The 15,506-nt window shown below is 72.5% G+C and carries 11 protein-coding genes; 6 read left to right on the top strand and 5 right to left on the bottom strand.

From position 1 onward, the window contains the following. The first annotated feature begins 128 nt into the window (after window positions 1–128). Genes IF61_RS33185 through IF61_RS0105830 form a run of 3 tightly spaced genes read left to right on the top strand, consistent with a single transcriptional unit; the run spans window position 129 to window position 2,658 of the window. Window positions 129–1,592, top strand: coding sequence for an MSCRAMM family adhesin (locus IF61_RS33185; protein WP_052392435.1), 1,464 nt, complete (start codon window positions 129–131; stop codon window positions 1,590–1,592). Beyond that, window positions 1,589–1,918: a hypothetical protein gene (locus IF61_RS0105835; RefSeq protein ID WP_030365161.1), complete on the top strand. Its 330-nt coding sequence runs from the start codon at window positions 1,589–1,591 to the stop codon at window positions 1,916–1,918. Before IF61_RS33185 ends, IF61_RS0105835 begins: the two co-directional genes overlap by 4 nt. A gap of 35 nt (window positions 1,919–1,953) precedes the next feature. Further along, window positions 1,954–2,658, top strand: coding sequence for an enhanced serine sensitivity protein SseB C-terminal domain-containing protein (locus tag IF61_RS0105830; RefSeq protein ID WP_052392434.1), 705 nt, complete (start codon window positions 1,954–1,956; stop codon window positions 2,656–2,658). 131 nt (window positions 2,659–2,789) lie between these two features. Here IF61_RS0105830 and IF61_RS0105825 read toward each other — a convergent pair whose 3' ends face one another. Next, the gene (locus IF61_RS0105825; RefSeq protein WP_030365159.1) at window positions 2,790–5,363 is read right to left on the bottom strand and encodes an ABC transporter permease; all 2,574 of its coding nucleotides are present in this window, start codon (window positions 5,361–5,363) and stop codon (window positions 2,790–2,792) included. After that, on the bottom strand, window positions 5,360–6,148 hold the full coding sequence (locus IF61_RS0105820; RefSeq protein ID WP_030365158.1) for an ABC transporter ATP-binding protein: 789 nt from the start codon (window positions 6,146–6,148) through the stop codon (window positions 5,360–5,362). The genes IF61_RS0105825 and IF61_RS0105820 overlap by 4 nt, the downstream gene beginning before the upstream one ends. Window positions 6,149–6,780: 632 nt before the next feature. Here IF61_RS0105820 and IF61_RS0105815 point away from each other — a divergent pair. Further along, a complete protein-coding gene (locus tag IF61_RS0105815; protein ID WP_052392433.1) occupies window positions 6,781–8,568 on the top strand; it encodes a lytic transglycosylase domain-containing protein in 1,788 nt (595 codons plus the stop codon). 332 nt (window positions 8,569–8,900) lie between these two features. Here IF61_RS0105815 and IF61_RS0105810 read toward each other — a convergent pair whose 3' ends face one another. The 3 genes from IF61_RS0105810 to IF61_RS0105800 form a co-directional block, all read right to left on the bottom strand. Beyond that, complete coding sequence (locus IF61_RS0105810) at window positions 8,901–9,791, bottom strand: coiled-coil domain-containing protein (protein ID WP_078659986.1); 891 nt, start codon at window positions 9,789–9,791, stop codon at window positions 8,901–8,903. A gap of 208 nt (window positions 9,792–9,999) precedes the next feature. Then, a complete protein-coding gene (locus IF61_RS0105805) occupies window positions 10,000–12,957 on the bottom strand; it encodes an SUKH-4 family immunity protein (RefSeq protein WP_030365155.1) in 2,958 nt (985 codons plus the stop codon). Window positions 12,958–12,964: 7 nt separating this feature from the next. Further along, complete coding sequence (locus tag IF61_RS0105800; RefSeq protein WP_030365154.1) at window positions 12,965–13,942, bottom strand: HNH endonuclease; 978 nt, start codon at window positions 13,940–13,942, stop codon at window positions 12,965–12,967. Between the two features lie 388 nt (window positions 13,943–14,330). Between IF61_RS0105800 and IF61_RS0105795 the strand changes: the two genes are divergently transcribed. Then, window positions 14,331–14,885 (top strand): YwqJ-related putative deaminase, encoded by a 555-nt coding sequence (locus IF61_RS0105795; RefSeq protein WP_030365153.1) that lies wholly within the window; start codon window positions 14,331–14,333, stop codon window positions 14,883–14,885. Between the two features lie 4 nt (window positions 14,886–14,889). Continuing rightward, on the top strand, window positions 14,890–15,399 hold the full coding sequence (locus IF61_RS0105790; RefSeq protein ID WP_030365152.1) for an SUKH-3 domain-containing protein: 510 nt from the start codon (window positions 14,890–14,892) through the stop codon (window positions 15,397–15,399). Window positions 15,400–15,506 lie beyond the last annotated feature (107 nt).

Genomic DNA, 15,506 nt, shown 5'->3' with positions numbered 1-15,506 from the left:
ACGCCGCGGCCGGGCCCGGTTCTCACATGCACAGCCCCGAACGGTTCGAAGGCACCCCCGCCCCTTGAGCGGCCTCCCATGTGACTGCGACTCAAGCGCTTTGACGTGGCAATGTCAGAATTCCGATCATGGACGATCGCCGGCCCGAGCAACCCCCGCCGCCCCAGGAAGCCCCGCCTCCCGAGCCCGTCGACGCCCCGGAGCCGACGCAGGCAGCGGATGCGGACTCCAGCACAGACCCGGCGGATGCGCCGGAACCCACGGGCTCGCGCGACGCGTCCGCCGAGCAGGCGGACGCGGACGATGCCCCGGAGCCGATGGCTGCGGAGGAGGCCGGCAACAGGCCGGAGGACACCGACGCTCCGGAGCCGACGGCTGCAGGGGAAGCCGGCAACGCACCGGAGAACAGCGACGCCCCGGAACCGAAGGCCGAGCAGCAGCCCGAAGCCGACGCCCCGGAGCCGGAGACCGCGGAAGGTTCGGACTCCGGCACAAGCCCGGCGGACGCCCCGGAACCGACGGACGCACGCGACGCGGACACCGAGCAGACGGACGACGCTCCGGAACCGACCGACGTAGAGGAAGCCGACAGCGCACCGGAAGAGACCGACGCCCCGGAACCGGAGTCCGAGCAGACCGACGCCGACGCCCTGGAACCGGCGGATGCGGAGGACTCGCAGGAAACGGGTGCCGAGCAAGCGGACGACGCCCCGGAGCCGGAAACCGAGCAGCCGGACGCTGATGCCGCGGAACCGGCGAGTGCCGAGGACGCAGATTCCGAAACAGGCCCGGAAGACGCACACGAAACGGGTGCAGAGCAGGCAGACGACGCCCCGGAACCGGAAGCCGAAGAGGAAACCGGCACCCCGGAGCCGGAGGCCGAAGCCGAGGCCCCCGAACCCACGGACGCGGAAGACGCCGACTCCGAAACAGGCCCCGTAGACGCGCACGACGCGGGCGCCGAGCAGTCGGACGACGCTCCGGAGCCGACGGCTGCGGAGGGCGCCGGGGACACGGAGGCGGAAGACCCGGCCGATGCCCCGGAGTCCGGCGACGGGCCTGCGAACGACGGTTCGGGTGACGAGGCTCCCGACCCCTGGGAGGCTCCGCCCTCCGACAGCGCGGACGCCACGCAACCGCAGGAACCGGCGGACGAACTGTACGAATTCGACATGGTCCGGAACCCAGGGCCTCTGGCCGAAGGAGACGACCCGCCGGCCCTTAATTTCGCAGGCGGTCGATACAATGAAGTGACTTTGACCGAGCCGACGGTCTTCTACCGCGGCGGCGTGCACGGCGAGGGCAACGAGCTCGGTAAATGGTTCACCCGCGAGGCACCCTCATCGGTCGCCCATGTTCGCATCGACACCGCAGTGCTCCCCCACTGGATTAACCCGACCACTGGAGGATCAAAGGGATCGTCGCCGATCGACACGGTGTACCGGATGGAGTTCCCAGCCGGCACCAAGGTCTACGTGGGGCCCGTCGCCAATCAGGGCGGCATCTACGTGGGCGGCGCTGAACAGATATTCATTCCAGAACCATGGAATATACCAGGGAGAAAACTCCTGGGATCGGAGCCTTTGCGATGACGCTACGCACACCCGAGTCGCGCCGCCGGCGGGCCACCACCCTCGTCACCCAAGTCGCGGAGATCATACACAAGCAAGGCCGCCGAAGCTCCGCCCCCTACTACTTGATACTTTTGGATATCCGCGACGTCCTTGCCGACCCGGAGAGTGATGCCGAGACGGCACTGGCGGATGCCGCCTATGGTTTCAAGCTTCTTTACGGGGCGCCGCGTGGCGGCTTCTCCGAATTCTATATCCACCATGACGACCCGAAGCAGATGGCGGCCGAAAATCAGCGATTCAGCGAATTGGTGAGCGAGCTCAGTTCAATGATTCATGATTCATGATCAACCAAACCAAGAACGAACCGGAGTTCCCGTAAATGTTCCCCGCCAACAGGCTGGAAGAGACACTGGCCGCGGCAAAAGCCGGCTCGATTCCCGCTGAGGACATTCTGAAGGCACTCGCCACGGCTGAACTGTGGATGCCTCTCCCGGAAACCCCCGGCGGCGACCAAGGACAGGGAACACGCCTGCCGATCGTTTCGATCGACGGTCAGCCGCATGTCGCCGTTTACACCTCCGTGGAGCAGCTCAAGCAGAACGCGGGCGACGTGGCGCACGCGGTGATGGGTGCTCGGGAGCTGATCAACTCACTGCCGCAGGAGCTCGGACTTGCGCTCAACCCCGGCGGCGACGTCGGGCTGCCCATTCACGCCGCCGGTGTCCAGACCGTACGAGGAAACCGGAGGACCGTGCAGCCCGGCGAGAGCATCCGGCTCGGGGAGCCTGCGGAAGAGCCCGAGGCGCTGCTCGCGGCGCTGCGTCGTGCCTTCGGCGCGGTTCCCGCGGTTTCGTCCGCCAGGCGGGCTCTGGTTCAGGTGGGGAACCAGCACCCCGGGCTGCTGATCGGCGTGACGGTCCACGGCGCGGCCGGGGAATCGCGTGACGCCGTACTCGCAGCCGTTTCGCAGGCCGTCTCGGAGGAGCCGGTGCCCTTCACCGTGGACACGGTCTTCCTCGGAAATGCGAAGGACCGGACGTCGGTGTGGATGACGGACAACGTCGAGCCTTTCTACGTCGCCTGACAGCAACAGAAGACAGGTAAAAGGCCCGGCCCGGACTCGCACCCCCGTGGCGCGTCCGGGCCGGGCCTGGTTCGGGGGCCGGGGCGGGTCGAGAACCCGTGCACCGGCCCCCTCGCAGGGGCAGCAGCCTGCTAGTCCGTGGCGATGGCGTTCAGGACGTTCATCCGGCCCGCCCGGAACGCCGGGACGAGCGCGGCGAGCAGGCCCACCACCGCCGAGCCGAGGAAGACCGCGGTGATCGTCGGCCAGGGGATGTCCAGGACGCCGAGGCCCTGGAGGGCCAGGAGCTTCTGGGACGTGGTGCCCCAGGCCATGCCGAGGCCGAGGCCGAGAAGGGCGCCGAAGAGGGCGATGACGACCGACTCCAGGCGGATCATGCGGCGCATCTGGCGGCGCGAGAGGCCGATGGCCCGCAGGAGGCCGATCTCCCGGGTGCGCTCGACGACCGACAGGGCGAGGGTGTTCACGACGCCCAGGACGGCGACGATGATCGCGAGGGCGAGCAGGCCGTAGATCATGTTCAGGAGCTGGCCGACCTGGTCCTGGATGAGCTTCTTGTAGTCGGACTGGTCGCGGACCTTGATCTGCGGGTACTGCTCGACGGACGCCTTGAGGGCGGCCGCGGCCTCCTTCGTCTGCCCGTCGGCGGCCTTGGCGAGGAGCATGAAGTCCAGCGGCATCTTGTCGGCCGGGAGGTAGTTCCGCGCGGTGGCGATGTTGGTGTACATCGCGCCCTGGTCGATGCTGGTGTCGTCCGAGGTGATGGCGTTGACCGTCAGCTCGGCCGTGCGGCCGCCGGTCATGGCGACCTTGAGCCGGTCGCCGAGCTTGACGCCGTTGTCCTTGGCGAAGCCCTCCGGCACGGACATGGCGTCCTTGGCGTAGGCGTCCTTGAGCTTGCCCTTGACGGTCTCGGCGCGCACGTCGTCGGCGTAGGTGGGGGTGACGGCGGAGAGCCGCTTGGTGGCGGTCTTGCCGTCCGGGGTGGTGATCTTCGCGTTGACGATCGTGTATTCCGTGACGTGCTCGACGTGGCCGGCGCCCTTGACCGCCTTGACCGCGGCCGGGCTCAGCGGCTGCTGGTTCTCGGACTGGATGATGAAGTCCGCGCCCACCGACTTGTCGAGCTGGTCCGTGGCCGAGGCGACCATCGAGGAGCCGACCACCGACAGCGCGGCGACCAGCGCGAGGCCGATCATCAGCGCGGAGGCGGTGGCGCCGGTGCGCCGCGGGTTGCGCAGCGCGTTGCGCTCGGCGAGGCGGCCGACGGGGCCGAAGACCCGCAGCACGATCGCGCTGAGCACGCGGACGACGAAGCCGGCGAGCAGCGGTCCGACGACGATGAAGCCGACGAGGGTCAGGAAGACGCCGAGGCCGAGCATGCCCGAGCCGGCCTTGGCGTCGTCCGCCTTGGCGGCGGCGGCCAGCGCGAGCCCGCCCAGGGCGGTGAGCAGCACGCCGATCGTGGCGCGCACCTTGCCGGCCTTGCCGTCCGCCGGGGTGCCGGCGTCGCGCAGGGCGGACATCGGGGAGATGCGGGTGGCCTTGAAGGCGGGCAGGAGGGCGGCCAGGACGGTGACGATCACGCCGATGGCCAGGCCCACGACCGGTGTCGAGGCCTTGATCGTGAGCTCGCCCAGGTCGAGCTTCATGCCCATGGAGCCCATGAGCTCCATCAGCCCCACGGCGAGGGCGATGCCGCCGCCGATGCCGAGCACCGAGCCGACGACGCCGAGCAGCAGCGCCTCGGTCAGCACCGACCGGAGGACCTGCCGCCGGCTGGAGCCGATGGCGCGCATCAGGCCGATCTCGCGGGTGCGCTGGGCGACCAGCATGGAGAAGGTGTTGACGATGAGGAAGATGCCCACGAGGACGGCGATGCCGGCGAAGCCCAGCAGCGCGTACTTCATGACGTCGAGGAAGGAGCCGACGTCCTTCTTGTTCTCCTCCTTGGACTCGGCGGCGGTCCGCACCGCGTAGTCGCCCGCGGAGGAGCCGAGGACGGTGGTGACGCGCTCCTTGAGCTGCTCGTTGCTGACGCCGGAGGCGGCGGTCAGCCCGTAGCTGCTGAAGGCGTCCGCGCTGCCGAGCAGCTTCGCCTGCGCGGTCGCGGTGTCGAAGTAGAGGAGGGCCGCGCCGGGGTTGGTGGTCTTGTACGTGGCGATGCCGACGACGCTCACCGTGAAGTCGCCGGGGACGGCGATGACGCGGAGCTTGTCGCCCGTCTTCACGCCGTGCTTGTCGGCGGTGTCGGAGTCGAGGACGGCCTCGGCCGGGCCGTGCGGGGCATGGCCGCTGGTGATCTCGACGGACTTCTTCTGGCTCTCGTCCCAGTTGGTGCCCACGGTGGGGGCGCCGGAGGTGGGGCTGAGGCTCTTGTTCTTCCCGTTCACGACGGTCAGCTGCATGCTGGTGACGTGCGGCTCGACCTTGGCGACCCCGTCGACCTTCGCCAGCTTCCCCTGCAGGGCGGCGGGCAGGGCCTGCGGCTTGCCGGTCTCCTGGGCGTCGTCGTCCTTCTTGGGGGCGACGGAGACGTCGGAGGCGGTGTTCGCGAAGAGCTTGTCGAACGTGGCGTTCATGGTGTCGGTGAAGACGAGCGTGCCGCACACGAACGCCACCGACAGCAGGACCGCGACGGCGGAGAGCGCCATGCGGCCCTTGTGCGCGAGGAAGTTGCGCATCGAGGTCTTGAGGACGGTCACGACACCCGTCCACGGGCGTCGAAGTTCTTCATGCGCTCGAGGACCGCGTCGGCGGTCGGGCTGTGCATCTCGTCGACGATCCGGCCGTCGGCCAGGTAGAGCACGCGGTCGGCGTAGGAGGCGGCCACGGGGTCGTGGGTGACCATGACGATGGTCTGGCCCAGCTCGTCCACGGACTGGCGCAGGAAGCCGAGGACCTCGGCGCCGGCGCGCGAGTCGAGGTTTCCGGTCGGCTCGTCACCGAAGATGATCTCGGGGCGGGCGGCGAGGGCGCGGGCCACGGCGACGCGCTGCTGCTGGCCGCCGGAGAGCTGGTTCGGCCGGTGCTTGAGGCGGCCGGCGAGGCCGACGGTCTCCACGACGCGGTCCAGCCAGGCCTTGTCCGGCTTGCGGCCGGCAATGTCCATGGGGAGCGTGATGTTCTCGATCGCGTTGAGCGTCGGGAGCAGGTTGAACGCCTGGAAGATGAAGCCGATGCGGTCGCGGCGGAGCCGGGTGAGCTTCTTGTCCTTGAGGCCGGTTATCTCGGTCTCGTCGATGAAGATCTCCCCGGACGTGACGGTGTCCAGGCCGGCCAGGCAGTGCATCAGGGTCGACTTGCCGGAGCCGGAGGGGCCCATGATGGCGGTGAACTGCCCGCGGGCGATGTCCACGTCCACGTGGTCGAGGGCGGTCACGCGGGTCTCGCCGGCCCCGTAGGCCTTGACGACCTGGCGGGCCCTCGCGGCGACGGCCGTACGCCCTCCACTGCCCCCGGTCTTGGGAATCGATACAGCCGTTGTCACGGTAAATCTCCTAGGTGCTCATTGCGGTGCGGTCCACAGCCTGCCCGGGTGCGGGGGCCGGGGCGATGGTGCTCGTCCGTGTATCCGAGGTGGGGCTAGCCCCACCAGCGCCTCTCCGGCCGACATCAAAAAGGCTAGGCAGCGGGTCGCGCCCGCTCCTCCCCCTGCGGTACGAACCGGGCGGCCGGTACGAGCAGGAGAAAGCCAGGAACGACCCTTAGGGGTTGCGTGGCCGGCGGACCCGCCGGTCTCGGGGTTCGCCGGGGCCCGAGTCTGCACCCTGCCGTTACGTCAGGCGCAAACACGCCCCTGGCGGGCGGATGCGTGCCAGGGGAAACGATCTCGGGGCGGGACGGACGGGACGGGTGGGGCCGTCCGGCACTGCCGGGTCCCGCTGCTGGAACCGAACGCCCCGGGACTCCCTTCCAGGCGCACCGAATCCGCCACAGACAAATAACAGGAAACGGTCAAAGAGGAAGGAGTTGCCGGGGAACGAAGGGCGAATAATACGTGAAGGCGGCCACCGGGCAAGACAATTGAGGCCACAGGGAATTAGTGTTCGGTGTCATGGTCGAGGGGGGACGTCGTGCACCCCTTCGCACAGGCCGCAGGTCTCCGAAGGAAGCAGCATCGTGAAGATACTCCCTACGCGCGCTGCCAGTGTCTCCCGGCAGGGTCTGTGCACGGCCCTGCTCGTGGCCAGCCTGACGGCCGCGGTCGGCGCCGGTCCCCCGCACAACACGGCGGATGCGGACGACCCCGCGAAGGACCCGAAGAACCCCCAGGGGATGCCGCACGGCACCCCCAACCTCACGCTGCCCGACCTCAGACCGAACGGCCGCCCCGGCCTGCCCGGCGCCTCCGGCCCCGGCAAGGAGGACACCAAGGACGCCGCTACGGGCATCCCCGCGACGGCCCTGGACGCCTACCGCAAGGCCGCGCAGCGCGCCGCCGCCGACATGCCGGGCTGCCACATGCCGTGGGAGCTCATAGCCGGCATCGGCCAGGTGGAGACGCAGCACGCCACGTACAACGGCGCGCGCATGACCGCCGACGGCACGACCGACAAGCCGATCCTCGGCCCGCAGCTGGACGGCAACGGCTTCGCCACCGTCAAGGACACCGACCAGGGGCTGTGGGACGGCGACACCGTCTACGACAAGGCCGTCGGCCCCACGCAGTTCCTGCCCTCCACATGGGCGCAGTACGGCGCCGACGGCAACGGCGACGGGGTGAAGAACCCCAACAACATCTACGACGCCGCGCTCGGCACCGCCAAGTACTTGTGCGCGGGCGGCAAGGACATGAACCGGGCCGAGGACCTCGACCGGGCGATCCTCAGCTACAACAATTCGCGGTCGTACGTGAACGCCGTCACGGAGTGGATGCGCGCGTACCAGCAGGGCAACGTTCCCTCGCTGCCGGACCGTACGGGGGTGCCGTCGGGCAACACGCCGTCCGGGAACGCGCCTTCGCGCAACGTACCGTCGGGCAACATGCCGTCGGGCAACGCCCCTTCGGGGAACGCCCCCTCGACGAAGCCTCAGCCTTCGAAGCCCGTGCCGCCGTCGTCCGGCAAGCCCACTCCGGCGGATCCCGGCAACAAGCCTTCGACGCCGCCGGCCAAGCCCCCGACCAAGCCGGAAGAGCCGCACAAGCCCACTCCGCCCACTCCGCCCACACAGGCGAGCCGTCTGGAGCGGGTCGGCGACGGCAAGACCTGGGAGACGACCGCCGGCGAGACGTTCAAGGAGCGGGCGCGGGTCCTGGTCAAGGACAAGTCCGGGAAGCCGATGGCGGGAGCGCCCGTACGGTTCGTGGTGAGCGGCGACGGGGCCGCGTTCGCGGACGCCTCCACGGAGCTGACCGTCACGACGGGCAAGGACGGTACGGCCACGGCGCCGCCTGTCGTGGCCGGGCTCAAGATCGGCAAGGTCAAGGTGGCGGCGACGGTCGCCGGACGCGAACGTGACGTGCCGGCCGTGGAGTTCACGGGCACGGTGTCCGTGCGGGCGGCGGAGAAGGTCATCGTCGTCGGCGAGCCGGACCTGAAGGCCGACCCCAACGGCGCGTTCGCCGACCGGATCACGGTCAAGGTGCTGGCGAAGGACGGCAAGGACGTCATCGGCTCGGCCGTCACCGCGAAGATCACGAAGCTCGACGGCACGACCCCCGCCGCCAAGGAGGGCCCCTGCTTCAAGGGACCCGACGGCAAGCGGACGTGGCGGCTGGAAGCCGGGACGACGGACAAGGACGGCGTCCTGACGCTCCCGCAGCTGCTGACGGACGGGCACTCCGGCGAGTACCTGCTGACCGTGACGACGGGGGACGGCAAGGTCCTGTCCCTCCGCCTGCTGGTGAAGGCCCCCACGGCGCCCCCGCCGACGACACCGTCGACGAAGCCAACGCCTGCCGCGTAGCAGACCCTCCCGCCGCGACTGGGGGCACCTCCCAGCGGTAGCTGGGGGAGATCAGCCCCGGCGGCGGGAGGGTCTCAAGGAAGCCGCTTCCTTGAGACCGCCGCGACGGCGATCGGCCACAGCGGCGGCAATCGGCGGTGCCGGACCCGCCTGAGCCCGTACGGCACCGCCGAAATCCACCATCGTGGCTGCTCGCCGCGGCGGCGGATTCAAGGGGCGAGGCCCCTTGACCAGCCCCGTCCAAGGCGGGCAGGCCCGGCGCGCCCGCCCCCTCCACCGGCGGCGAGGTCTCAAGGGGCGAGGCCCCATGACCGGCTGTCCGGGGCGGGGACTCAGTCCCCCGCCCCCAGGTCCTCCGCCACCGGCTTGCCCGTGAGGGCGGCCAGGCTGTGGCGGACGTGGGCCATGTGGGCGCGGAGCTCCTCGCGGCGCTCCTCGTGCTCGCGGAGGTTGCGCTCCATGTCCCGCACGACCCGCTCCTCGCGGACCCGCGCCTGCGCGATGAGAGCGGCGCCCTGCGCCTCCGCGTCCTCCTGCCCGTGCCGGGCGGCCTCCTCCGCCTCCGCGTAGCGGCGCTGCGCCTCCGCCAGGGCGTTGCGGGCGTACTCCTCCATCGCGGCGATGCGCGTGTCGAGCGCGGCCTCGCGCTCGGCGATCTCGCGCCCCGCCGTCTCCCACCGCTCCGCGTGGTCCTTCTCCTGCTCGGCGAGTGCCGCGGCCGTCCGCTCGCGCATCTCCGCGAGCGCCGCGGCGGCGTCCTCGCGCCGCTGCTTGGCGTCGCGCCGCGCCACGGCGATGACGTCGTCGGCGACGGACTCGGCCGCGACGAGCGCCTGCCGCGCCCATTCCTCGGCCTCGGCGCGCACCGCCGTGGCCGCCTGGTGGGCCGCGTCCCGGACCGCCCGGCCGTGCGCCTCGGCCGACTCCATCATCTCGGCGGCGGCCGCCTCGGCCCGCTCCCGCAGCCCGGCGGCCTCGGCCTGGGCCGTGAAGAGCAGGCCCTGCGCGCGCTGGCCGAGCGATTCGTACGTCTGCGGGGGGAGCTGCGTCACCACCTGCCCGAGCCGCTGGGTCTCCTCCTCCATCTCGCGCGCGAGTACGGTCAGCCGCGCCACCCGCTCCCAGGCCGCGTCCCGCTGGCGCGCGAACTCGGCGAGCACGCGATCGACCTGCTCGGGCCGGTAACCCCGGCCCCGTACGACAGCGAAACCGTCGGGAGACACCGATGCACTCATCCTTGAAGCCCCTTATATCCCGGATGTCCGGTATGTGACGCAGTCTGGCGCACATCATCCCTGGACCACGGGAAGTGCCGATGACGCGACACTCCGCCCGCTTCTTCTGTCAAGGATGCGCCAACCTACGACACGGGGCGCCCGACCCTCATCCCGGATCGGGCGCCCCCGCGCCGTCACTATCCAGCCCGTCCGGCTAGAACAGGCCGTCCCACATCTGCTCCACCAGCACCGACCACCAGTTCTCCGGCGAGGACAAGGCGGCCGTGTCCAGCGCCATCAGCTGTTCCTGGAAGTCCACCGTCCAGCGGCCCGCCTGCTCCGGCGTCAACCCGTAGCGCCACCGCCACATCTTCCCGAGCAGCGCCAAAGAGCGAACGAACTGAGGCAGGCTCGTGTTGACGAACTGCGGAGGAACGGACGAACCGCCCGGCCCCGCCTCCAGCGGCACCGCCACGATGTGCGCCGTCCCGTACTGCACGCACAGCTGCTTGCCGAAGTCCGTGCCCATCACGAGGTACGAACCCGCGTCCGGCGCCGCCTGCACCCGCCGCTCCGCCGCCAGCTCCGCCAGCGTCGGCACCGGCCGGCCCGGCTGCGCCTGGCCCCAGAAGAACGGCCCGCAGTCCACGGGCACACCGGCCCACACCAGCGTCTGCGCCACGACGTCCGGCACGCCCTGGCGCGACACCGCGCGCTGCTCGAACCGGAACACGCCCTGCGGGCCGAACGACTCGGCCAGCTCCCGGGCTATCACGTCCGGGCCGACCGGCGGCGCCTGCTGCACCTGGCCGGGGTGCGGCAGCGGCACCCGGTTCGGGGCGGGGCGCGCCGGGCCGTCCGCGACCTGGTGCAGCTCGCCCTGATGCTCAATCAGGTGCCGGACGCCCTGCTGGCGCGTGGCGTGGTCGCGGCCGTACGCGGCCGTGTGACTGACCGTCGCCTGCGGCCAGTTGTCACGCACCATGCGGGCGCAGTAGCCGCCCGGGCCGTCGCAGGACTCCAACTCCGTGTGGAGCTCCAGCACCTGCTCGCGCGGCACGTTCAGCGCCATCAGCTCGTGCAGGATCTGCCACTCCGGGTGCGGCGTGCCCGGCGCGCTGCGGCGGATGAGCTGCTGCTCGGAACCGTCGTGCGCGCGGTAGCGCAGGACGGCCATGTAGCCCGGGCCGACGGTCGGCAGACCGCCGGGGGGCTGGGGGTAGCCGTACGCGGGGGCCGCGGGGGCCTGCGGCGCGACCGGGCCCTGCGGGACCGGGGGCATGCCGGGCGCGCCCGGGCTCGCGAGCATGGTGGCGGCGTGGTGCACGCCACCGGGGCCGGCGGGCGGCGGGGTGCCGGCCCCCGGGCGGGCGGGGGCCGCGGGGGGCTGCCCCGGGGCGCCGGGAGCGCCCGGAGCCGCCGGGCCGCCGGGAGCGCTCGCGAGCATGGTCGCCGCGTGGTGCACCCCGCCGGGGCCGGCCGGAGCCGCGGGCGGCGCGGCGGGGCCGGCCGGCTGCCCGGGGACACCGGGCGGGCCGGGCGGTACGGGCGCTCCCGGCGCCGGCGCGCCGGGCGCGGCTCCGGGCAGGCCCGGCGTCCCGGGGTGGGCGAGCATCGTCGCGGCGTAGGCCGCACCACCACCGGGCGCCCCGGGGGCACCAGGAGCGCCGGGAGCACCCGGGGCGCCGGCCCCGGGGGCCGCGGGCGGGCCGGGCGGCGTGGGGGCACCGGCGCCCGGAGGCTGCCCCGGAACACCGGGGGCGCCGGGCGGCGTGGGCGCCTGCGGACCGCCTGCGCCGGGAGCCGGCGGCGGAACGGGCGCACCCGGCCGGGCCGGAGCCGCGGGCGGCGGCACGGGTGCTCCGGCGGGAGCCGCGGGCGGCGGGACCGGGGCGCCGGGGGCGCCCTGAGCTGCCAGCTGGCCCTCAAGAGCGTCGAGGGACGGGGCGATGGCCGTCTTCGGCAGCGCGCTGCCGGCCGACATCAGGGCCGTCTTCGCCTCCGGGCCGACGCCCGGAGGCGGCGTGTCGTCCTCGTCCGTACCCGACAGGGCCGGCGCCAGCACGGTGGCCGGCAGGCCGACCGAGCGGTCGTCGTCGTCATCGGCGGTGTGCGTGGCCGCCGCGGCCCAGGGGGTCGCCTCCGGCGCGGGAGGCGTGACCGGCGGCACGGGCGCGGGCGGTGCGGCAGGCGCCACCGGCTCCGGCCCCTCCGAGGAGGCGGCAGCCCCCTCGGGAGCGGACAGCGGCACCGGCCGGCCCAGCGACGCGTCCGAGGAGGCCGCGGAACGTGCGGACGTGCCCGCAGGCGTCTCATCGGGCGCGCCCGGGAACGCGCCGGAACCGGAAGGCGAGCCCGCAGGCGCGTCCCAAGCCCCGCCGGCAGCACCCCTCGCGGGCTCGCCCGCAGAAGCGCCGCTCGGAGCGCCCGTAAGAGCACCGGAGGTACCGCTGGCAGACCCAGCCGCAGCCCCATCGGCAGACAGGCCCGAAGCACCGCCCGTAGACGTACCGTCAGGAGCACCCGTAACCGGACCGGGAGCGCCACCCGCAGAGCCGACCGCAGAGCCGGCGCCGGGCAGACCCGAAGTCCCTCCCGCAGACGCGCCCTCAGCAGCACCTGCAAGCGCACCGGAAGCCCCACCGGCAGACCCGGCTCCAGGCCCGCCCGCAGCAGAACCCGCGGGCGAACCAGCAGCCGCGCCCGCAAACGCCCCCGCACCGGCAGGCGCACCCGCGCCCCCGCCGGCCGGCGAACCCCCGCCCGGCGTGGACCCGTCGCTCCTCCGGTCCGGAATGCCCATCGCGTCCGCCGCGTCCTGCAGCCACTGCGGCGGGCTCAGCAGGAACGACGTCGCGTTCAGGTCCAGCCGTTTCGGCGGGGCGTCCGACGGTTCCGGTTCTTCCACGGCCACCGCTGCGTACTCCTCCTCGTAGCGCCGGATGACCTCGCCCACCGGCAGCGCCGGCCACAGCGTCGTCTCCCCGCTGTCCCGGGCGATCACCAGCCTGGCGTGCCCGCCGTCGGACGTCGGACCGTCCTCGCGGTCCTCGGCCCACACCACGAACCCCAGGTCGAACTCGCGGACCCGCACCTCCCGGTGCTGGTACGCCGGCACGTCACCGTTGGCCCAGCGCTCACCGCGCTCCTGCGCCTGCGCGAACGTCACCACCGCGCGCTCACCCCTCCACCGGGACGGCAAAGGCGAAGCCGCCGTCCACCATCAGGCCGGCCACCGTCTCCAGCTCCGGCGGACCACCCGCCAGCCGCGACAAAAACACGTCGAAGTCCTCACCACAGGGCAGCAGCAACCGCTCCACCCGCTCCTGCACCGTCCAGCCGTCCCCGTCGCGCGCGTCGTCGTACGGGCAGAACCAGACCGAGCCGACCGCCTCGCCCTTCACCTTCACCGCGAGCACGCCCCCCTGGACGAATCCCACGCCCAGATAGTCCTTGGTGAAGTGGTCGCGCAGACACTTGTTGACGTAGACGAGGTCGTTCACGGCAGCCTCGTCACGCACGGTGAAGAACGGCTGGTCGATCAGCAGGCCGAGCTCCGCGTCCAGCGCCGCGCCGACCGGCGCGCAGCCGCCCGCGGCCTTCAAGAACGCCCGGTACGCGCCCGGCAGGCGGTAGCCGAGGTCCTCCTCGACGCCCTGGATCTGCTCCTCCGTCACCGCGAGGTCCCGCTGCGGCAGCACGAAGTGCACCGGCCGGGTCTCCTGCAGCGGGCGCGTGCCGCGCTTCTCCTGGTCCACGGCGGCCGTCGCCAGCCCGCCGTGGTGCCGCAGCAGCGCCTTCACCTCGGCGGGCACCAGCTCCAGCCGGCGCGTGCCCGCCACGTGGTGCCAGGTCCAGCCGTGCGGAGTCGCGACCGACGGCAGGCTCGCCCACAGCTCGTGTCCGGCGGCGTGCAGGGCGGCGTTCGCCGACACGTAGTCGGTCAGGCGCAGCTCGTCCACGCCGAAGCCCTCCGGCGGCTCCGCGATCTCCGCGGCCGCCCGCGCGTACGGCGAGAAGTCCGGGTGACCCGAGTCGTCCATCCGCACCCCCTTGGGATAGCGGCCGGCGCGGACCGGGTCCGGAAAGTGCACGACCTGCCCGGCGTAGGCCGCATTCGGTGGCGCGGCCTGCTGCCCGAGCCGACCTGTCGTCATGGCGGAAGCCCCCTGCTGACTGTGGATCCGAAAGGTCCCGGCGAACGCCGCGGTCGCCGCGCGTCACCGGACCCCCGCCCGGGCCACGGGGGCCCGGCCGGCCGGTGTCCCCATGGCCGAGAACACCCCGTGCGGCACAGCCTATGCGGTACCGCAAGACGGGGGCCGCGCCCAGGTCCGCCCCCGCCTCCCCCGGCCCGGCCGGCGAACGCCCGTCACGCCCCGTGAGCACCCTCCCGCCGAAGCCTCCACACCCCCACCGGTCCGACCATCCGACACCCGAACATCACGCGACACCCCGCCAACCCCGACCTGACTTCCACACCTGCCGTCCCGTTTGGCAGGCTGATCCCCGCAACAGGGGGATTGCAGGGAGGGAAGAACCACCATGCACACGACTCAGGACCGACCGCCGGCCGACGACCACGGCACGACGGCCTCCGGCGACCCCCGGCTCACCTGGAGCACCGAGGACACCGACCGGCCCCCCGCCCTCCTGCACCGCCGCGACGGCATCCTGCCCGCCGTGGCCGCCGCCCTGTCCGTCCGCGGCGAGACGCTGACCTGCACCGGCGGCAAGGCCGACGTGCCGCCCGCGCTGCACCCGCTCGTCCAGGACTTCCTCGACACCCTCACCAGCGACCGGCGCGAACGCTTCACCGGCCGCTGCTCCGAGGCGCTGCTGCTGACCCGCTTCCTCACCGCCCACGAGAACGGCCGCAGCAAACGTGCCGCCCGCAAACCCCTCACCCACGGCGAGGCCCGGCGCGCCCTCAAGCACGCCAAGCTCACCGCCCGGCACATCCGCGAGGAAGGCGACCCCCGGCACGGCGCGTACGCCCCGCCCTGCCGCTCCTGCACGGCCCTGCTGACGCACTTCGGTGTACGCAGCGTCGACCCCGCAGCACCCGCCAAGGCCGCCACACTCAAGAGCAAGGGCTGACCACATGCGCGCCTTCGACCGCACCGCGGCCACCCGGTTCCCCGCCGCCGTGGACGCCGCCCTGCGCGAAGCCGGGTGGCAGCCCGGACGCTGGGACATCAAGGCCGCCGAGAACTGGGCCGACGCCCTGCGCGCCCACTCCTCCCCCGCCGGTCACCGGCACACCGTCTTCCCCGCCGCCGTCGAGGCCTGGGCGGAGTTCGGCGGCCTGCACATCGCCGGCACGGGGCCGGGCCGGCACATCGCCCCCACGCCCTTCCACATCGACCCGCTGCACGGCCTCCACCTCGCCCGCACCGTCGCCGACCTGGGGCGCGCGCTGGGCGCCGAGGTCTGCCCGCTCGGGCAGGAGGCGGACGGGCAGGCGCTCCTCGCCATCGACGCCCACGGCCGCGTCTACAGCCTCGACCACACCGGCGACTGGTACCTCGGCTCGGACATCGACCACGCCATCGGCACGCTCGTCAGCGGAACCCGGCCGTCACGGCTGTCGGCGGGCACGGGACGCCGCTGACCCCGGCTGTACGGGTTTCCGCGGGCGCGCCACCGGCCCGTACGGGACCCACGGGGGCACCACCGGCCGGACGCCCGCACGGACGCCCGCATGGGCACCCGTACGGC

Source organism: Streptomyces roseoverticillatus, assembly GCF_000719265.1.
In the GTDB taxonomy this organism is placed as follows: Bacteria; Actinomycetota; Actinomycetes; order Streptomycetales; family Streptomycetaceae; genus Streptomyces; species Streptomyces roseoverticillatus.
The sequence above is the reverse complement of the archived record's forward strand: the minus strand, read 5'-3'. Positions and strand labels throughout refer to the sequence as shown.